Annotated in this window: 16 protein-coding genes; 8 read left to right on the forward strand and 8 right to left on the reverse strand. The window is 63.7% G+C overall.

Annotation, left to right across the window (positions count from 1 at the left end; genetic code table 11):
* The gene (locus ACUH78_RS00135) at window positions 1-879 is read right to left on the reverse strand and encodes a universal stress protein (protein ID WP_418363152.1); all 879 of its coding nucleotides are present in this window, start codon (window positions 877-879) and stop codon (window positions 1-3) included.
* Between the two features lie 11 nt (window positions 880-890).
* Window positions 891-2366: a SulP family inorganic anion transporter gene (locus tag ACUH78_RS00140; protein ID WP_445332578.1), complete on the reverse strand. Its 1476-nt coding sequence runs from the start codon at window positions 2364-2366 to the stop codon at window positions 891-893.
* A gap of 504 nt (window positions 2367-2870) precedes the next feature.
* On the opposite strand from ACUH78_RS00140, the gene ACUH78_RS00145 reads away from it, so the two are divergent.
* Both ACUH78_RS00145 and ACUH78_RS00150 read left to right on the forward strand, forming a co-directional pair.
* Window positions 2871-3104 carry a DUF4160 domain-containing protein gene (locus ACUH78_RS00145; RefSeq protein WP_510497541.1) on the forward strand — a complete coding sequence of 78 codons (234 nt, stop codon included), beginning with the start codon at window positions 2871-2873 and terminating at the stop codon, window positions 3102-3104.
* Window positions 3101-3538, forward strand: coding sequence for a DUF2442 domain-containing protein (locus tag ACUH78_RS00150; RefSeq protein ID WP_445332576.1), 438 nt, complete (start codon window positions 3101-3103; stop codon window positions 3536-3538). Before ACUH78_RS00145 ends, ACUH78_RS00150 begins: the two co-directional genes overlap by 4 nt.
* A gap of 27 nt (window positions 3539-3565) precedes the next feature.
* Here the strand turns inward: ACUH78_RS00150 and torD are convergent, their stop codons facing one another.
* The 6 genes from torD to ACUH78_RS00180 form a co-directional block, all read right to left on the reverse strand.
* The gene (gene torD / locus ACUH78_RS00155) at window positions 3566-4306 is read right to left on the reverse strand and encodes a molecular chaperone TorD (protein ID WP_445332575.1); all 741 of its coding nucleotides are present in this window, start codon (window positions 4304-4306) and stop codon (window positions 3566-3568) included.
* Window positions 4306-6819 carry a trimethylamine-N-oxide reductase TorA gene (gene torA, locus ACUH78_RS00160; protein ID WP_445332574.1) on the reverse strand — a complete coding sequence of 838 codons (2514 nt, stop codon included), beginning with the start codon at window positions 6817-6819 and terminating at the stop codon, window positions 4306-4308. The genes torD and torA overlap by 1 nt, the downstream gene beginning before the upstream one ends.
* Window positions 6820-6835: 16 nt before the next feature.
* Window positions 6836-8062, reverse strand: coding sequence for a pentaheme c-type cytochrome TorC (gene torC / locus ACUH78_RS00165; protein WP_445332573.1), 1227 nt, complete (start codon window positions 8060-8062; stop codon window positions 6836-6838).
* 76 nt (window positions 8063-8138) lie between these two features.
* The gene (locus tag ACUH78_RS00170) at window positions 8139-8324 is read right to left on the reverse strand and encodes a periplasmic nitrate reductase, NapE protein (protein ID WP_445332572.1); all 186 of its coding nucleotides are present in this window, start codon (window positions 8322-8324) and stop codon (window positions 8139-8141) included.
* A gap of 346 nt (window positions 8325-8670) precedes the next feature.
* Entirely contained in the window at window positions 8671-9183 is a 513-nt protein-coding gene (locus ACUH78_RS00175; RefSeq protein ID WP_445332571.1) for an ureidoglycolate lyase, read from the reverse strand.
* A 46-nt stretch (window positions 9184-9229) separates the two neighbouring features.
* Window positions 9230-10135, reverse strand: coding sequence for a LysR substrate-binding domain-containing protein (locus tag ACUH78_RS00180; protein ID WP_418363145.1), 906 nt, complete (start codon window positions 10133-10135; stop codon window positions 9230-9232).
* A gap of 105 nt (window positions 10136-10240) precedes the next feature.
* On the opposite strand from ACUH78_RS00180, the gene ACUH78_RS00185 reads away from it, so the two are divergent.
* The 6 genes from ACUH78_RS00185 to ACUH78_RS00210 are packed head-to-tail and all read left to right on the forward strand — an operon-like array spanning window position 10241 to window position 16604.
* Window positions 10241-11635 carry an amidase gene (locus tag ACUH78_RS00185; protein ID WP_445332570.1) on the forward strand — a complete coding sequence of 465 codons (1395 nt, stop codon included), beginning with the start codon at window positions 10241-10243 and terminating at the stop codon, window positions 11633-11635.
* A gap of 44 nt (window positions 11636-11679) precedes the next feature.
* Complete coding sequence (locus ACUH78_RS00190; protein WP_445332569.1) at window positions 11680-12678, forward strand: TRAP transporter substrate-binding protein; 999 nt, start codon at window positions 11680-11682, stop codon at window positions 12676-12678.
* 24 nt (window positions 12679-12702) lie between these two features.
* Complete coding sequence (locus tag ACUH78_RS00195) at window positions 12703-13212, forward strand: TRAP transporter small permease (protein ID WP_418363142.1); 510 nt, start codon at window positions 12703-12705, stop codon at window positions 13210-13212.
* Between the two features lie 13 nt (window positions 13213-13225).
* Window positions 13226-14500 (forward strand): TRAP transporter large permease, encoded by a 1275-nt coding sequence (locus ACUH78_RS00200; RefSeq protein WP_445332568.1) that lies wholly within the window; start codon window positions 13226-13228, stop codon window positions 14498-14500.
* Window positions 14501-14505: 5 nt separating this feature from the next.
* Window positions 14506-15498: an asparaginase gene (locus tag ACUH78_RS00205; protein WP_418363140.1), complete on the forward strand. Its 993-nt coding sequence runs from the start codon at window positions 14506-14508 to the stop codon at window positions 15496-15498.
* A gap of 20 nt (window positions 15499-15518) precedes the next feature.
* Window positions 15519-16604 (forward strand): tartrate dehydrogenase, encoded by a 1086-nt coding sequence (locus ACUH78_RS00210; protein ID WP_445332567.1) that lies wholly within the window; start codon window positions 15519-15521, stop codon window positions 16602-16604.
* Window positions 16605-16609: the final 5 nt, after the last annotated feature.

The following is a 16609-nucleotide window of genomic DNA, read 5'->3' on the forward strand; positions in this document are numbered from 1 at the left end:
TCAGCGCAGCAGCAGTGTCGGAACCGTCGCAGCGCGCAGCAGGTCGGTGGTCTTGCTGCCGAAGATCAGCGCGCGCAGCGGCGAGTGCGCATAGGCGCCCATGAGCAGCATGTCGATGTTGCGCGCCTTGACCTCGCGGGCGATCACCGTCTCGGGGTCGCCGGGGAGGACGTCGGCGACCACCTCGAAACCCGCGGCGGTAAGCGTGTCCTTGGCCCAGGCGAGCTGCCTGGGTGTGTCCGCACTCTTCTTGCCGGCCATCACGATGTGGATGGGCAGGCCCTTGAACAGCGGGCTGTTGGCGATCATGTCCACGCCCTTGCGGGTGACCGAGGTGCCATCAAAGGCGAGCATCACGCGCTCGGGTTCCTTGAAGCCCTCGGTTACGGTGAGGATGGGCTTGTGGATGGCGCGCACGACGCGCTCGACGTTGCGGCCCAGCGTGTTTGAACTCCCCGGCTGCATGGCCTCGGCCGAGGCGCCGCGGCGGCCGAAGACGAAGAGGCGCACGTTGTCTTCCTGCTCGGCCAGGGTGTCGTCGAGGGCGCCGTGGCGCTGGCGCATGTCGGCCGCGGGCGCGCCTGCGGCCAGCGCGCGCTCGCGCAGACGGTTGAGGAAGAGGCGGCCCTGTTCGCGCTTGGCGCGGGCGACGGCGGCGTCCTTGTCGCTGAGGGCGCTCAGCAGATGTTCCTGCGCGTTGATGCCGATCGCGCCGCTATGGTCTTCGCCCGAGCCCTGCTCGAGGTGGCGGTCGATCACGTGCAGCAGCTCGAGCGGCGCGTCCATGCGGCGTGCGGCCCAGGCAGCGTAGTCGGCGACGGTGTCAGCAAAGTGGGACTGATCCACGCAGGCCAGCACTTTCTTGTCTTGCTTGTTCATGCGGCTTCCCCTCAGTGGCCCGTCAACAAGTCGTCGGCGCCGTCCTTGTCGTGCACGGCGAACCTGTCGACCATGGTCGCGCTGGCCTCGTTGAGGCCGACGACCTCGACCTCGGTACCTTCGCGGCGGAACTTCACCACCGCCTTGTCGAGCGCGCTGACCGCGGTGATGTCCCAGAAGTGGGCGCGCGAAACGTCGATGACCACCTTGTCGATCACCTCCTTGAAGTCGAAGGCGGCAACGAAGTTGTCGGCGGAGGCAAAGAAGACCTGGCCGCTGACGGTATAGCGGCGCTGGCGGCCTTCGTCCTCGGCGGCGGAGCGGATGTGCAGGATGCGGCCGACCTTGTGCGCGAAGAAGAAGCCCGAGGCCAGCACGCCCACCAGCACGCCCTGCGCCAGGTCGTGGGTGGCGACGGTGACCGCCACGGTGGCGAGCATCACGATGCTCGAGCTCGGCGGGTTCTCGCGCAGCTTGCGGATCGAGTTCCAGTCGAAGGTGCCGATCGACACCATGATCATCACCGCCACCAGCGCCGCCATCGGAATCTGCGCCACCCAGTCGCCCACCAGCATCAGCAGCGCGAGCAGGAAGAGGCCCGCCGACAGCGTCGACAGCCGGCCGCGGCCGCCGGATTTCACGTTGATCACCGACTGGCCGATCATCGCGCAGCCCGCCATGCCGCCGATGAAGCCGCTGGCGATGTTGGCCACGCCCTGGCCGACGCACTCGCGGTTCTTGTCGCTGGGGGTGTCGGTGAGGTCGTCGACGATGGTCGCGGTCATCAGCGATTCGAGCAGGCCCACCACCATCAGCGTCAGCGAGTACGGGAAGATGATCGCCAGCGTTTCCAGGTTGAGGGGCACGTCGGGAAGCAGGAACACCGGCAGGCTGTCGGGCAACTCGCCCATGTCGCCGACGCTGCGGATGTCGAGGTCGAGAACGATGGCGACCGCGGTGAGCACCACGATGGTGACGAGCGGCGAGGGGATGGCCTTGGTGACGTAGGGGAACAGATAGATGATCCCCAGGCCGGCGGTGGTCATCGCGTACACGTGCCAGGTCACGTTGGTGAGCTCGGGCAGCTGCGCCATGAAGATCAGGATGGCGAGCGCGTTGACGAAGCCGGTGACCACCGAGCGCGACACGAAGCGCATCAGCCGCCCGAGCCGGATCCAGCCGGAGACGATCTGCAGCACGCCGGTGAGGATGGTGGCGGCGAGCAGGTATTCGAGGCCGTGCTCCTTGACCAGCGTGACCATCACCAGCGCCATCGCGCCGGTGGCGGCCGAGATCATGCCCGGGCGGCCGCCGGTGAAGGCGATGACCACCGCGATGCAGAAGGAGGCGTAGAGGCCGACCTTGGGGTCGACGCCGGCGATGATCGAGAACGCGATCGCCTCGGGAATCAGCGCCAGCGCGACCACGAGGCCGGCGAGCAGGTCGTTGCGGACATTGGAGAGCCAGTCCTGGTGGAAGGATTTCATTTGTCGTTATCGGTCCAGCAAGGTTGCGTGCGTCCCGGCAGGGACGCGATGAAGTCGGGCGAGACGGGTTCGCAATGCGTTAGACCGCCCCCGAGGGGCTTCACGATGCCCGAACGCTCGCATCGCGGCAGCTGCGAAGGTGGCGCCTTGTCATGGCGCTGGGAGCCGGGCAGGGACGGATCAAGCGAACGCGTTGCAGCAAGCCTCGCGCGAGCGGGAAGGGGGTGAGCAGCTCGCAGGCTGGGGCAAGGCTTACATGGGTCGCTTGTCGGTGAGTTGCGTATTCGTAGCTCGAGCGGAGGGCAGACTCACGTCGCTCGAAGAGGCTGAAGATTAACTGAATTGCTGCGATGCAGCAATAAGTGCGAGGTCAGCGGCGCTCTGGAATGGATCGCGAAGACTGTCCCTCAACACGTCTTTCGTCCTGATGGAAGTCGCCATGGGATATGCTGATGGCAATTTGAACGGCTCTTGATTAAGTGTAACCATTTCACTATTCTGGCGATGACCAACTACGACATCGTGGGCGACTGGCGGATCCGCATCAACGGCATGGAGCACGGGGTTCCTCACGTTCATGTGATCTTTCGCGATGGAAGCCGCGTGTCGGTTGCGATCGAGACGGGCGAAGTGTTGGCGGGCGGGGTGCAGCCACTGAAGCGACTCGGTGCCGCGCTGGCGAACATCCGCGCCAACAAGGCGAAGTACCTGCACGAATATCGGAGGCTCAATCCATGAAGACGCCCCCCCGCATCGAAACAGCCCGTGTGACGGGCGATCTGACGCTCGAGATCGGCTGGAGCACGGGCGAAACCTTGGCGATCGACCTGTCCGACCTCGCCCAGCCGCCCTTCGATGCGCTACGCAACCCGAGCTTCTTCGCACGCATGACCCGCGATGAGTGGGGGCACGGCCTGGATTGGCCAGACGGGCTGGGTCTGGGGGCCGACCGGCTCTATGAACTGTCCCGCCAGCAGGCCGGCTTGCCGACGGCCAGCGAGTTCAACGACTGGATGCAGCGCAATGGCCTGTCACTTGCGAGTGCAGCCGAATCCCTCGGCATGACCAGGCGCATGATCGCGCACTATCGCACCGGAAGCCGGCCGATTCCTAAGGTGGTCGGGCTGGCCTGCCTCGGGTGGGAGTCGCGCAGGCGGCAGCGGGCGGCCTGATCGCTGCCCCGGCCTGGGGTGCGCGATTCAGGAGGCTGCCGCACTACCGCCCACATCTTCCAGAAACGCCACGTCCGCGCGCACGAACCCGAGCAGCAAGGCCGCCAGCGCCGGATAGACGTCGAAGCGCGGGCGCGCCTGCTGACAGCGCTCGACGAAACGCGGCAGCCAGTCGAGCAAGGCGGTGCGCAGGAAGTCCGCCTGGGTCGCGGCGGCGGTGGGGATGTCCTCTGCGCTCGACGCCGCCTCGGCCAGCTCCGCCATCAGCGCCAGCGGCACGGCGAGGTGGTCGGCGGGTTCGCGGAAGTCGGCCTGGACGCTCAACCCGCTTGCGGCGAGGAAGTCGCGCATGCGCGCCTCGGCCGCGCCGAAGAGCGGCGAGGCGCTGTCGGTGCCTGCGTAGGCCGAGGCGTAGGGCAGGGCGCTGGTCTTGCCGTCGAGCAGGAAGAGCTGGGCGAAGTCGGCGGCCAGTTCCAGGCGCGGCAGTTGCTCGGCGCGCAGCGCGGCGAGCGCTGCGTCGAGGCGTTTCGCCTCGGCCTCGAGGCCGAGCTCGGCCAGCCCCGCAAAGGGGGCGAAGCCCCCGTCCACGAAGTGGCTGCGATAGAGCGGCTCGGACACCTCCTCGGCGTACAGGCGGGCGAACCAGCCGTACAGACCGGCGCGCTGCGTACTCGTGAACAGCCACTCAGCCGGGGAGAGCGCTGCGCCGTTGGCGGCTTCGGCCGTGCCGGGCGCAGTAGCCGCGCCGTCTTGCGAGTGCTTGTCCATCACGCCTTCACCTCCCGCCCTTCCGGATCGACCTCGATCGGCCCGCCGAAGGACGTCACCGCCGGCGCGGTGCCGACGAACTTCTCGATCTGCACCAGGCAGGTATTGGCGCTGGTGGCCTGTGCCAGACTGGAGGTGCCGATGTCCAGCGTCAGCGTGTTGGGGTCGCCGTAGGTGTCGAGGGCGCCGATCTCCGGCCCGGTCGGCCCGTACCAGGCGCCTTCCTGGATGCGCACCACGCCGCGCGGGAAATTGTCCGACACGTGCGCGCCGGCGAGCAGCTGGCCGCGGTCGTTGAACACCCGCACCAGGTCGCCGTGCTGGATGCCGCGCGCGGCAGCGTCCTCGGGGCCGATGAACACCGGCTCGCGGCCAGCGATGGCGTAGGTGTCGCGCAGCGGCTCGGATTCGCACAGTTGCGAGTGCAGTCGATTGTCCGGGTGCACCGACTGCAACCACAGCGGGAAGCGGTCGGAGCCGGGGCCGCCGTGCGAGCGCTCGGTCTTCTCCATCCACACCGGGTGACCCTTGCAGTCGGCGTAGCCGTAGCGGTCGATCTTGCGGCTGAAGATCTCGATGAAGCCGGACGGCGTGCCGAGGGCGTTGACCTCGGCGTCGTCGCGGAAGTCGGCATGACGCACCCAGGGCTTACCCTCGGGGAACATCACGTAGCCTTTCTTCCAGAACTCGGCGAAGGGCGGCATGGCGATGTCCTTGAGGCCGTTCTCCTTGCGGCAGTCCTCGTAGATCTTTTCCACCCACTGCATCTCGTCCATGCCGCGGGTGTATTCGGCGTCGCGGTTGAAGCGCCGGGTGAGGCCGCGGAAGATCTCGAAGTCGGGGCGCGAGTGGAACAGCGGGTCGATGAGCTTTTGCATCGCGATGATGCCGCGGTTGCTGTACGAGCCGTAGCCGTCGAGGTCGTTGCGCTCGAAGGGCGTGCAGGCCGGCAGCACGATGTCGGCAAAGCGGCAGGTGGCGGTCCAGTTGTAGTCGATGGCGACCACGGTCTCGAGCTTTTGCCAGGCTTCCTTCATGCGGTTGCGCTGGGGCTGGCGGTGCCACTGGTTGCAGCCGCTGAAGATCGCCATCTTGTACGGCGGCAGCTTGACCTTGCCGCCGTTGAAGTCGATCTCCTTGCCCGGTTCGAGCAGGGCGTCGATGACCCGCGCGATGGGCACCACCGCGCTATAGCCCTTGTAGTCGGTGTTGTCGTGCTTGGGTTTGCGGCCGGGGTCGAGGTTGAGCGGGAAGGCACCCGGCATGGCCGCGCCCGACGAGGAGACGCCCACCGAGCTGTAGTGGTGCGCGTAGCTGATGCCGCCGCCGGGCAGGCCGATCTGGCCGAGCATGGCGGCCAGCACCGCGCCCATCCAGTAGGGTTGCTCACCGTGCTGCTGGCGCTGCACCGCCCAGCCGAAGATGAGCTGGGTGCGGTGCCTGGCCATCAGGCGGGCGAGTTCGCGGATGCGATCGGCGGGCACGCCGCAGATTTTCGCGGCCCATTCGGGCGTCTTCTCGACCATGTCCTCGGTCTTGCCCTGCAGGTAGGGCAGAAAGCGGTCGAAGCCCAGCGTGTAGGTGTCGAGGAATTTCTGGTCGTGCAGGCCTTCCTTCACCAGCGTGTGCGCGATGGCGAGCATCAGCGGCACGTCGGTCATCGGGTTGATGTACTGGTGCTCGGCGCCTCCGAGGTAGTTCAGCGTCTTGCTCTTGACCGGGTCGATGCAGATCACCTGGATCGACTTGTCGGCGACCTTCTGCTTGAGCTGCTCGAAGTAGGTGTAGGACTCGTGCGTCTCGGTGTTCCAGCCCACCTGCAGGTTCTTGATCGGATCGTTGGCCCAGAACACGACCAGCTTGCTCTCCTGCAGGATCACGTCCCACGAGGTGCCTTGCGAATACACCTCGGTCGAACCCAGCACGTAGGGCAGGATCATCTGCCCGGCGCCGGTCGAGTAGTCGCCAATGGTGCCTACGCTGCGGCCGTGCATGCCGACGCCGCGCACCATGTGGTTGCCGCAGCTATGCACCTGGCCGACCGAGCGCCAGCCGACGCCGCCGGTGTGCAGCGCCCACGGGCCGTAGTCCTTCTGGATGCGCTCGAGCTCTTCGTAGAACAGGTCGAGCGCCTCGTCCCAGCTCACGCGCACGAAGCGGTTGTCGCCGCGCTGGCTGGTGTCGCTGAGGTGGCGCTTGCGGTACCAGTCCAGGCGCACCATCGGGTAGCGCACGCGGGACGGGCTGTAGATCATGCCCAGGATGCCGTCGAGCATCTTGGTCGGATGCTTGTCGAGTTCGAAGGGATGGATCTCGACCACGCGGTCGCCGAGCACCTTGGCCCGCATGGCGCCAAAGTGCGAGCCGGTGATCTTCCAGGTGGTGATGTCGTCGCTTACCGCTGCCTCGCCGGCGGCGCGGGCGGTGGCAGGGGCCAGGAGGCCGGGTGCGACCAGCGCACTGCCGGACATTGCCGCCATGGCCTTGAGGAAACCTCTCCGAGAGTAGTTCATGGTGTTCAACTCCTGATCAGGGACGCGCGGTTTGCAGGGCGGAATCGGGCGAACCGGTGCCGTGATGCGATGCGCTGAAATCGGACGAATGGGTCTGGAGGTACTTGAGCACCACGCGGGCGGTGTCGTCGTCCATGCTGGTGAAGCCCACCATGCCGCCGAAGAGGCCGGGCCAGGTGTTGGCGTCGAAGTGCGCTTCCTCGGGCTGGCGGTGGCACACGCTGCAACTGCGGCTGTAGCTGTCGCGGGCGATCGTCCACACCGACTCGACGCTGTCGAGCAGGCTGCCCTTGCGCATCCAGGCGGTGGCGGTGACCTGCTGCCATTCGAGGCCGGTCATTGGGTCCTCCCTGGTGTCGAGCACCTTCACGAAGCTGGTGTCCTGGGCGATGTCCTTCTCGAGGATGGCGCTGGTGATGTTGAGGCCGAAGTGGCTGTACCAGACGCGACCATAGCCCTTGTTCTTGCGCCACAGCGCGAGCTCGACGCGTTGAGCGTCACCCTTGGTCTCGAGCACCTTGACCTGGGTCGCCACCTCGACCGAACCGATGCGCTGGCTCAAGCCTTCGTCCGCATACAGATCCTGCGGCGCGACGAGGTAATAGGACTGGCCGGTGTCGACACCTTGTCCAGCGGCGGAGGAGAGCAGGGTGTCGAACGCCGGGTTGCGCGCGCCCTTCATGTCGGGCAGCTGGTGTGCGATGCCCTTGTGGCAGTCGATGCAGCTCTGATCGCGGGCGGCGGCTGCGCGCATCGCGACCTGCGAGGCCGGACGCATCTTGTCGAAGTCCATGTCCTTGTAGTCGTGGCAGGCGCGACATTCCTTCGAGCCGTTGGCCGACAGGCGCTTCCACTCGCGTTGGGCCAGCACGATGCGGTGGTCCTTGAACTTTTCGCGCGTGTCGATGGTGCCCACGATCTGACCCCAAACCTCGCGGCTGGCCTGCATCTTGCGTGCGACCTTGTCGGTGAAATCATGCGGCACGTGGCAATCCGGGCAGCGCGCACGCACGCCGCTGCGGTTGTTCCAGTGCACCGTCTTCTGCAGTTCGGGCAGCAGGTTGTCGTGCATGGTGTGGCAGCTGAGGCAGAACTCCTCGGTGTTGGTCACTTCCAGCGCGGTGTTGAAGCCCTGCCAGGCGAGCACGCCGGCGACGAAGCCGCCGGTGACGAGCACGCCGAGCCCGATCCTGACCGATGGCTTGAGAAAGAGGTCCCGAAAAGACCGTAGCAACTTTTTCATGATGATGCTCCTGCGGGTTGTCCGATTTCCTGTTTGGCGGCACATGCCGGATGGCACGCTGCCTTGCCTGGTGAAATCAGGAAGGTGGGCCGAAGACCAGGATCTGCAGGAACCACACGATGAACCCGTACGCCGCGATCGCCAGCGTCATGGCGATGGGCAGGCCGACGAAAGCGAGCAGCAGGAACGAGGGCCACTCGCGCCGGCTGTCCGCCTCCTCCGCTCCGGGCGTCGTCGCACGCCCACTGACTTGATTGTTCACGTCTCGTTCTCCGTGTCTGCAAGTTCGCCGGGCGAGTGCGGATGCGGGAAGAAGCGCGCGCTCGCCGGAATGAAATGACTACACCCTGAATCCTAGTGATTGGGTGTTAACGTGCTGGCGAGATTTGTGAATGGCGGCGGCAGGCAAGTTAATGTCGTTAACAGATGGCCGCCCAGGACGCGAAAAAGCCCTGAGAAACAATTGGTTGCAGGGCTTCGAATGGTGTGCCGGGCAGGGCGTGCTTACTTGGTGGCGCAAGTCCTCTACCCGCTTGCCAAGGAAACGGACGCTGGGCAGCGTCCGGTGGCTCGTCGGTGTTGAATGGATCGGAGCCGCTCAAACGCCACTACCTGGGGTCGGCGATGCGAGCGATGGGCTGGAGCGTGACTTCGTCACAATTTTGGCCGGGACCCTTGCGGTCAATCACCAGGAAGTCTGAAACCCCATCCAGTGCAAGCAAGGGGTGGTGCCAAACCCCCGCACGATAGTTCACGCCTTGGCTCCCCCGCGCGAGGAAAGCCCGGAGTTCCGTGACGGCAGGGCTACTGGCTGCGGGAGCTACGACAACAAGGTAGGGCCTGCCCGACATCGGAATGAATGCCTGGGACCCAAGCGGATGCCGCTCCAGCATCCGTACTTCGAACGGCAGCGTACGAGGCTGTCCCCTGAAGATCGAAACGATGATCCGCCCATCGGACCCCGCGTCGAGATCAGCCAGATCGTGATAGCGCTCGGTGTTGCCGCCGTTGATGAGGAGGCGCTCAGCATGATCTCCGGCTTCGATGACTTCGCCGAATGGCGCGAATGCCTCGTACGTCAGAGGCTCGATCTTCAGGGACAGGAAACTCGGCACTGGCATGGCACTTCCGACAAAAGGTGAGGATGAGATCTTTCGGATGGGCGCTTTAACGCTGTTCCCAGCGCTGGAAGAATTCCTCCATGTGCTTCACGCAAAGCTTGATTTTCGCGGAGGAGCTCAGGCGTTCGGGATAGACGGCCCAGATGTTCGCCTCCTGCGTGTAGTCGGGGAGGATGTTCACCAGCAGCCCCGACTCGAGATGCGTGCGAGCGTCCCAGATCGACCGCAACATGATGCCATGGCCTGCGAGTGCCCATGCAACGGCAATCTCGCCGTTGTTGGTGACGAGCGACCCCCTGACCTTCACGTTGTAGTTGCGGCCTCGGCGGGTCAGCTTCCACAGCCCGACGGGGTGGTCTCGCTCCTTGATGATGAGGCAGTTGTGCTGTGCAAGCTCGTTCAGGTCTGTCGGCCTGCCGCATCGCTCAAGATACGACGGCGCAGCGCACAGGATGCGGTGATTACGTGCAAGTCGCTTCGCGATGTAATGCGGCGAGATCACATCGCCGATACGTACGTCCAGGTCGATCTTGTTGTGCGCAAGGTCGAGCAGATGATCGAGGACGTCGAGCCGAACCTCGATCTCGGGATACTTGCGTGAGAACTCCGCGAGGCTCTCACCCACCACCCGGCGGCCGAAGCCGAAGCTCGTCGAAACGCGCAGAACACCGCGCGGTTCGTTGCGCTTCACGCCGAGTTCCTCGTGCAGTTCGCTCACCTTGTCGAGGATCGATCGACCAAGCTCATAGACGTGCTCCCCCTGCTCCGTGAGCGAAACTTGGCGTGTGGAGCGGTGAAAGAGCTTGCACTCAAGTTGTGCTTCGAGCACCTGAATGCGCTTTGAGATGAAGGCGGGGGATACACCAAGCCTCTGAGCTGCTTGAGAAAATTTGAGTGTCCTGACAACTTCGGAGAACACCTGAAGGTCTTCGATCGAGAAACGATTGTTCACGGTACGTAAAAACTCGGTTCATTTATGGGTGCTTGTCCGAAGGGTAGCGCGATCGTAGGATGAATTGAAACAAATGCTTCATCCACGCGATCACGGGAGAGACTGTTGGACACCAGCTACCTGCCCTTGGCGGAGCACGCTCGCCAGTTGCGCCGGCGCGATCAGACCGCAGTCGGGTTGATCGAGCGCTGTACGCAGAATTTCCTTGCCTCCGAAAGTCGCCTGAACGCCTACAAAACATGGGACGGCGCACGTGCCCGAAAGTTGGCTGAAGCCGTCGATGCCCTGTTTGCCGAGGGGGTGGATCTTGGTCCGTTGATGGGGATCCCGGTTTCGGTGAAGGACCTTTACGGCGTCCCTGGGCTGCCGGTGTTTGCAGGCAGTGCCGAGCGGTTGCCAGAGGCCTGGGAGACCGCTGGCCCAGTGGTTTCGAGCCTGCAGCGGCAACTCGGCATCGTGGTCGGCAAGACACACACCGTCGAGTTTGCCTTTGGCGGTCTTGGCGTCAATGCGCACTGGGGAACCCCCTTCAATCCTTGGGCCTCCGCAGCGCACCGGACGCCAGGCGGATCGAGCTCCGGCGCCGGTGTCTCCCTGGTGCAGGGAAGCGCCTTCCTGGCGTTGGGCACGGATACCGCTGGCTCCGTTCGAGTGCCAGCGTCGATGACAGGACAGGTCGGACTCAAGACGACTTACGGTCGCTGGTCGCTCAATGGCATCGTCCCCTTGTCCTCCTCACTGGACACCCCCGGTTTGCTCACGCGTACGGTCGAGGACCTCGCCTTTGCGTTTTCGGCCATGGATGCCAGCGCTCGGTCGGTGCCGAAGCCGTGTGCGCCTCGACCGCTGACTGGTTTGCGAATCGGCGTTCCCGAGAACTTCTTCTGGGAGGGTATCGAACCGAGCATTGGCGCGCTCGTTGAAGCGACGGTCGACCGCCTCGCGCAGGCCGGGGCCCGCATTGTCCGGCTGCAGTTGCCCCATTGCGAGGAAGCCTACGAGATCTTCCGCCAAGGCGGTTTGGCTGCCCCCGAGCTGGCGGCTTATCTGAACGAACACTTCCCGCAGAAGATCGACCAGCTTGACCCGGTGGTTCGTGCCCGGGTCCAAGGCGCCGAGGCGATTTCCTCGGTCGAGTACCTGCGTCGCAAGGCTGTGCTCAAGCGTTGTGGTGCAGGCGCTGCGCAGGTCTATGACGACGTGGATGTCCTGCTGTCCCCGACGGTGCCGATCACGCCGCCGCGCCTGGCAGACATCACCGACGGAGCGAGCTACGGCAAAGCCAACATGATGGCATTGCGCAACACCGTGATCAGCAACCTCTTTGGCTGGTGCGCGCTGACCCTGCCTGTGGGGCTGGACGCCAGTCGCATGCCGGTTGGGCTTCAGTTAATGGGACCGGCAATGGCCGAAGAGCGCCTGATCGGCATCGCACTGAACATCGAGTCCCTGATCGGCAGGGGGTTCGACGTACTGGGCCGCGCACCCGCGCAGGCTTGATTTTTCCCGCATTTCAACCAACCCCGAAAAGGGAGGAGATTCAGATGACAACCAAGAAGAGCTGGAAGAAGATCGCCGTTGCATCCGTGATGGCTGCCCTGTTCTCTGGCGCAGCGCAGGCCGCCGAGTTCAAGTTCACGTTCGCGCACGTGCTGGTCGAAAGCACCCCCAACGCAAAGGCTGCGGTGAAGTTCAAGGAGGAAGTCGAGAAGAACTCGAAGGGCCGTATCGAGATCAACATCCGCCCGGCTGCGCAGCTTGGCGGTGACGTGGAAATCATCGAACAGACCCAGATGGGCCTGGTGCACATCGCGATTCCGCCGACGGGCAATCTCGCGAACTTCGAGCCGAAGATGTACCTCTTCGATCTGCCGTTCCTGATGCCTGACAACGACGCGATGAAGCGCGTGCTTGATGGCGCAGTGGGTCGTGAGCTGCTCGACACGCTCGACAAGAGCAACCTCTACGGCGTGAACTTCTGGGGCGCAGGCTTCCGCCAGATGACGAACAACGTTCGCCCGATCACGCACCCGGATGACCTCAAGAACATCAAGATGCGCACGCTGCAGGCGCCGGCGATTCTCGCCACGTATCGTGCCTATGGTGCAAACCCCACTGCGATGGCCTTCACCGAGGTGTACAACGGCCTTCAGCAAGGCGTCGTCGAGGGCCAGGAGAACCCGTTCGCGAACATCTATTCGATGCGTTTCCATGAGGTTCAGAAGTACCTGACACTGACCCGCCACGCTTATCACACCTATGCTGCCGTGATGAACAAGGCGGCGTGGAATTCTCTGCCGGATGATCTCAAGAAGGTCGTGGCGGATGCCTTCGATGTGGGCCGCGACTACGCCCGCCAGATCACCGATGAAGAGGATGCGCGCATCATCGCTGAGATCAAGGACAAGATCGAGATCCGGGAGCTGACGCCTGAGGGCCGCGCAGCTTTCATCGAGAAGTCCAAGCCTATCTACAAGGAGTTTGAGTCCCGGGTTACGCCTGAACTGCTCGATAAGGCGCTGAAGGCAGCCGCTGGCAACTAATCGCTGATCTGACCGGGGACGGCAATGATTCACGCGCTCAACAAGCTCATCGACTGGGTCGAGAACATCATGGTGGTTGTCCTGATGCTCGTGGCCACCGTCGTTGCCATCGTGCAGGTTGTGGCACGGTACGTATTCAATAACTCGTTGTACTGGTCCGAAGAGCTCATCCTGTATTCACTGATCACGATGAGCTTCCTGGCCGCCAGTATGGGAGTGCGGTACGCCGCCCACATCTCGGTGGAAATGTTGTACGCATTTGCCGGCCCCCGGCTCACCCGCGTCCTGAAGTACGTGGCGACGATCCTGGGGTTCATCTTTGCTGCCACGCTGGTCTATTACGGCGGACGGCTCTTCATCAACACGTCCAGCATGGGGCAGCTCTCACCGGCAATGCAGATCCCCGTGGCCTACATCTACCTGACGATTCCCGTGGCGGGCGCTTTCATGCTGGCCCGGTACCTTTTGATCTTTCAGACCCTGGTGGCTGGCAAGGACTACAAGCCCCTTGCGACCACCATGAGCGCGACCTGAGGAAGGGCACGCAATGATCTCCGCTCTGGTCCCCATCTTCTTCAGCCTGCTGCTCTTTGGTCTGCCGATCTTTGCAGCACTTGCACTGGCGGTTACGGCTGCGCTGTATTTTTTTGGAGGGATCGATCCGCTGGTGGTGCCGATGCGGATGTTCTCAGGGATGAACAACTTCTCCCTGATGTCGATCCCGTTCTTCATTCTCGCGGCCGAGTTGATGCGCATCGGCGGGCTGTCCGACCGGCTCATCGAGCTTGCCAAGGCGCTCATCGGCTGGCTACCCGGGGGGCTGGCAGCTGCGACCGTTCTGGCTTGTCTGTTCTTCGGGTCAATCTCCGGCTCGAGTCCGGCAACCGTCATCGCGATCGGCACGATCATGTATCCGGCCATGGTGGCGGCCGGCTACAACAAGTATTTCTCCATCGGCCTGATCGCGACGGCAGGGACACTTGGTCCCATCGTTCCGCCCAGCATCGCGCTCATCATCTATGGTTCGGTCACTGGTACTTCGGTTGGAAAGCTCTTTGCCGGCGGCCTGCTGCCCGCATTGCTCATCGGCGGGCTGCTCATCGCGTACACCACCTGGTACGCGATTCGGAACAATTACTCGCGTGATCCCTTTCCGTCGCTGAAGCAGATCGGCGCGGCGTTCAAACGCTCCGCATGGGGACTTGGTCTGCCTGTCATTCTTCTTGGTGGAATCTATAGCGGCGTCTTCACGCCGACCGAGTCAGCAGCAAGCGCATGTCTGTACGGATGGTTTGTCGGTGCTGTGGTGTACCGGAGCATCAGTTTCCGTGCGCTCCTTGAGATCCTTCGGAATACGGGTTTGCTGTCGGGCACCTTGCTGCTGATCACGGCAGGTGCTTCCGCATTCTCTTGGATCCTGGCGAGCACGGGCACGCCGACCCAGATCGCCTCGGAAGTCTTGTCGAGCACGGACTCCCCGATCCTCATCATGTTGCTTTTCAACGTGATCATGCTGATTGCCGGCTGCTTCCTCGACAGTGCCTCCGCCATCATCATCCTGGCGCCGCTGATGCAGCCCATCGCCGCTCAGGTGGGCGTCGATCCGGTCCACTTCGGCATCATCACGCTGGTGAACCTGTCCGTGGGCATGCTCACACCGCCGGTCGGGCTGAACCTCTTCGTTGCGATGGGCGTGGTGAAGATGACCCTTTACGAGATCTTCCGCGCGGCACTACCCACTATCTGCCTGATGGTCGTGGCCCTGCTGCTGATCACTTACATCCCCGCGATCAGCACGCTGCTTCCCAACGCACTTTACTGATAATCATGAAGCGCATCTTCCTGCTTTCGACGGGGGGCACGATTGCCAGCGCCCCGGGCGAGAACGGCCGCAACGTCTCCGGAGCACTCCCGGGAGAGGCATTGGTTCAGGCGCTGGCGCTGGCCGACGATATCCGGGTTGAGGTCGAGTCGGTGTTGCAAAAACCCAGTAACGCCATTGACGCCGCGGATTGGGTGATGATTGCCCGCCGGTGCGAAGCCCTCACGGCCGATGGCCTGGCGGATGGAATCGTGATTACGCATGGAACGGACACGCTCGAGGACACCGCGTATTTCCTCGAATGCGTGCTCGATACCTCGGACGTGCCCGTCGTCGTCACCGGGTCGCAGCGCGTGCCACATGCGCTGGGCAGTGACGCGCATGCCAATCTGAGACGCGCGATTGAGGCTGCCGCATCAGGGCGCTCACACGGCATGGGCGTAATGGTGGCGTTCAACGAATCGCTGTACAGCGCCAATTTCGTGCGCAAGGTCAGCAGTTTCCGCCTCGATGGGTTCGACGCGCCGGGCCTGGGCTGTTTGGGTTTCATTGATAACGGCGAGGTTCAGATCCTGCAGCGCCCCATGCGGCAGCGACGCCTTGTCCGGCCTTCTGCGCTCCCCCGGGTCGATGTTCTGCCCGTGTATGCAGGTGCGTCGGCCGCATTCCTGGAAGCTGTGCTCGCAAGCGCCCCGGCCGGCATCGTCATCGATGGCGTCGGACGCGGTCACGTGCCACCTGATTGGATGCCAGTGCTGCGCGCGGCGATGGACTGTGGCCTCCCAACGCTCATCTGCAGCTCCACCTTGCATGGCGCGACTCATCAGAGCTATCAGTTTCCCGGCTCCCTGCACGAGCTGGAAGAAGCCGGAGCCGTCGGTGTGCGGCACCTGAGCGCGCGCAAGGCCCGCATCCGACTGGCCTTGCTGCTGGCCAATGGGGTATCTGCCCCACAAGCAATCCGAGCCGCCTTCGACTGGCAGCCCAACCGCTGCTGAAGCCTTCAACGAGGAAAAATATGTCTGCATCCAGAATCGCCGTTATCCCGGGTGACGGGATCGGCAAGGAAGTCATGCCCGAAGCCCTGCGTGCGCTTGCCGCGCTTGGAGAGCGGCACGGGCTCGCCCTTGAGTACGAACACTTTGACTGGGCTTGCGCCGAGTATTACCAGGCACACGGCGACATGCTCCCGGCAGACTGGTTCGAGCGTCTGAAGGGCTTTGATGCAATCCTCTTTGGCGCCGTGGGTTGGCCCGAAGTCGTACCCGATCACATCTCCCTGTGGGGCTCGCTACTGAAGTTCCGACGCGAGTTCGACCAGTACATCAACCTGCGCCCGGTCCGGCTCATGCCCGGCGTGCCTTGCCCGCTCGCAGGGAAGAAGCCTGGCGATATCGACTTCCTTGTCGTACGGGAGAACACCGAGGGGGAGTACACCAACCTCGGCGGCAAGATCTTTGGCGGTACCGAGCGCGAAGTGGTGCTGCAGGAGGCAGTGTTCTCGCGTCACGGCGTCGATCGCGTGATCGACTATGCGTTCAAGCTGGCGTCCCGGCGTGAGCGCAAGCACCTGACTTCGGCGACCAAGTCGAACGGCATCGCAATCAGCATGCCTTATTGGGATGAGCGCCTCGAAGTGGCTGCCGAGCGGTACCCTGACGTTCGATGGGACAAGTACCACATCGATATCCTTGCCGCCCGCTTCGTGCTCTCGCCCGAGCGCTTCGACGTGGTTGTCGCTTCCAATCTTTTCGGCGACATCCTTTCCGACCTCGGGCCCGCATGTGCAGGCACCATCGGCATCGCGCCCTCGGCGAACCTTAACCCGGAGCGTCGCTTCCCTTCGCTCTTCGAGCCTGTGCACGGCTCTGCGCCAGACATCTATGGCCGAAACATCGCCAACCCCGTGGGGATGATCTGGTCGGCCGCACTGATGCTCGAATTCCTCGGCGAACGTCAGCCTGCATGCCTCGCAGCCGCGCAAGAACTGGTCGGTGCCATCGAGCATGTGCTCGAACACGGCCCGCGCACACCGGACCTCGGGGGAACTGCGGACACGACCGAGATGGGCAAAGCCGTCACTGCTGCCCTATCCAGAGTCTGAGGAGG

It is taken from the genome of Thauera sp. ZXT1-4 (genome assembly GCF_052598215.2).

Bases quoted from the DNA above. Each gene is read 5' to 3' on its own strand.
- ACUH78_RS00135 (WP_418363152.1), bottom strand. From the start codon at position 879: ATGAACAAGCAAGACAAGAAAGTGCTGGCCTGCGTGGATCAGTCCCAC.
- ACUH78_RS00140 (WP_445332578.1), bottom strand. From the start codon at position 2,366: ATGAAATCCTTCCACCAGGACTGGCTCTCCAATGTCCGCAACGACCTG.
- ACUH78_RS00145 (WP_510497541.1), top strand. From the start codon at position 2,871: ATGACCAACTACGACATCGTGGGCGACTGGCGGATCCGCATCAACGGC.
- ACUH78_RS00150 (WP_445332576.1), top strand. From the start codon at position 3,101: ATGAAGACGCCCCCCCGCATCGAAACAGCCCGTGTGACGGGCGATCTG.
- torD (WP_445332575.1), bottom strand. From the start codon at position 4,306: ATGGACAAGCACTCGCAAGACGGCGCGGCTACTGCGCCCGGCACGGCC.
- torA (WP_445332574.1), bottom strand. From the start codon at position 6,819: ATGAACTACTCTCGGAGAGGTTTCCTCAAGGCCATGGCGGCAATGTCC.
- torC (WP_445332573.1), bottom strand. From the start codon at position 8,062: ATGAAAAAGTTGCTACGGTCTTTTCGGGACCTCTTTCTCAAGCCATCG.
- ACUH78_RS00175 (WP_445332571.1), bottom strand. From the start codon at position 9,183: ATGCCAGTGCCGAGTTTCCTGTCCCTGAAGATCGAGCCTCTGACGTAC.
- ACUH78_RS00190 (WP_445332569.1), top strand. From the start codon at position 11,680: ATGACAACCAAGAAGAGCTGGAAGAAGATCGCCGTTGCATCCGTGATG.
- ACUH78_RS00195 (WP_418363142.1), top strand. From the start codon at position 12,703: ATGATTCACGCGCTCAACAAGCTCATCGACTGGGTCGAGAACATCATG.
- ACUH78_RS00200 (WP_445332568.1), top strand. From the start codon at position 13,226: ATGATCTCCGCTCTGGTCCCCATCTTCTTCAGCCTGCTGCTCTTTGGT.
- ACUH78_RS00205 (WP_418363140.1), top strand. From the start codon at position 14,506: ATGAAGCGCATCTTCCTGCTTTCGACGGGGGGCACGATTGCCAGCGCC.
- ACUH78_RS00210 (WP_445332567.1), top strand. From the start codon at position 15,519: ATGTCTGCATCCAGAATCGCCGTTATCCCGGGTGACGGGATCGGCAAG.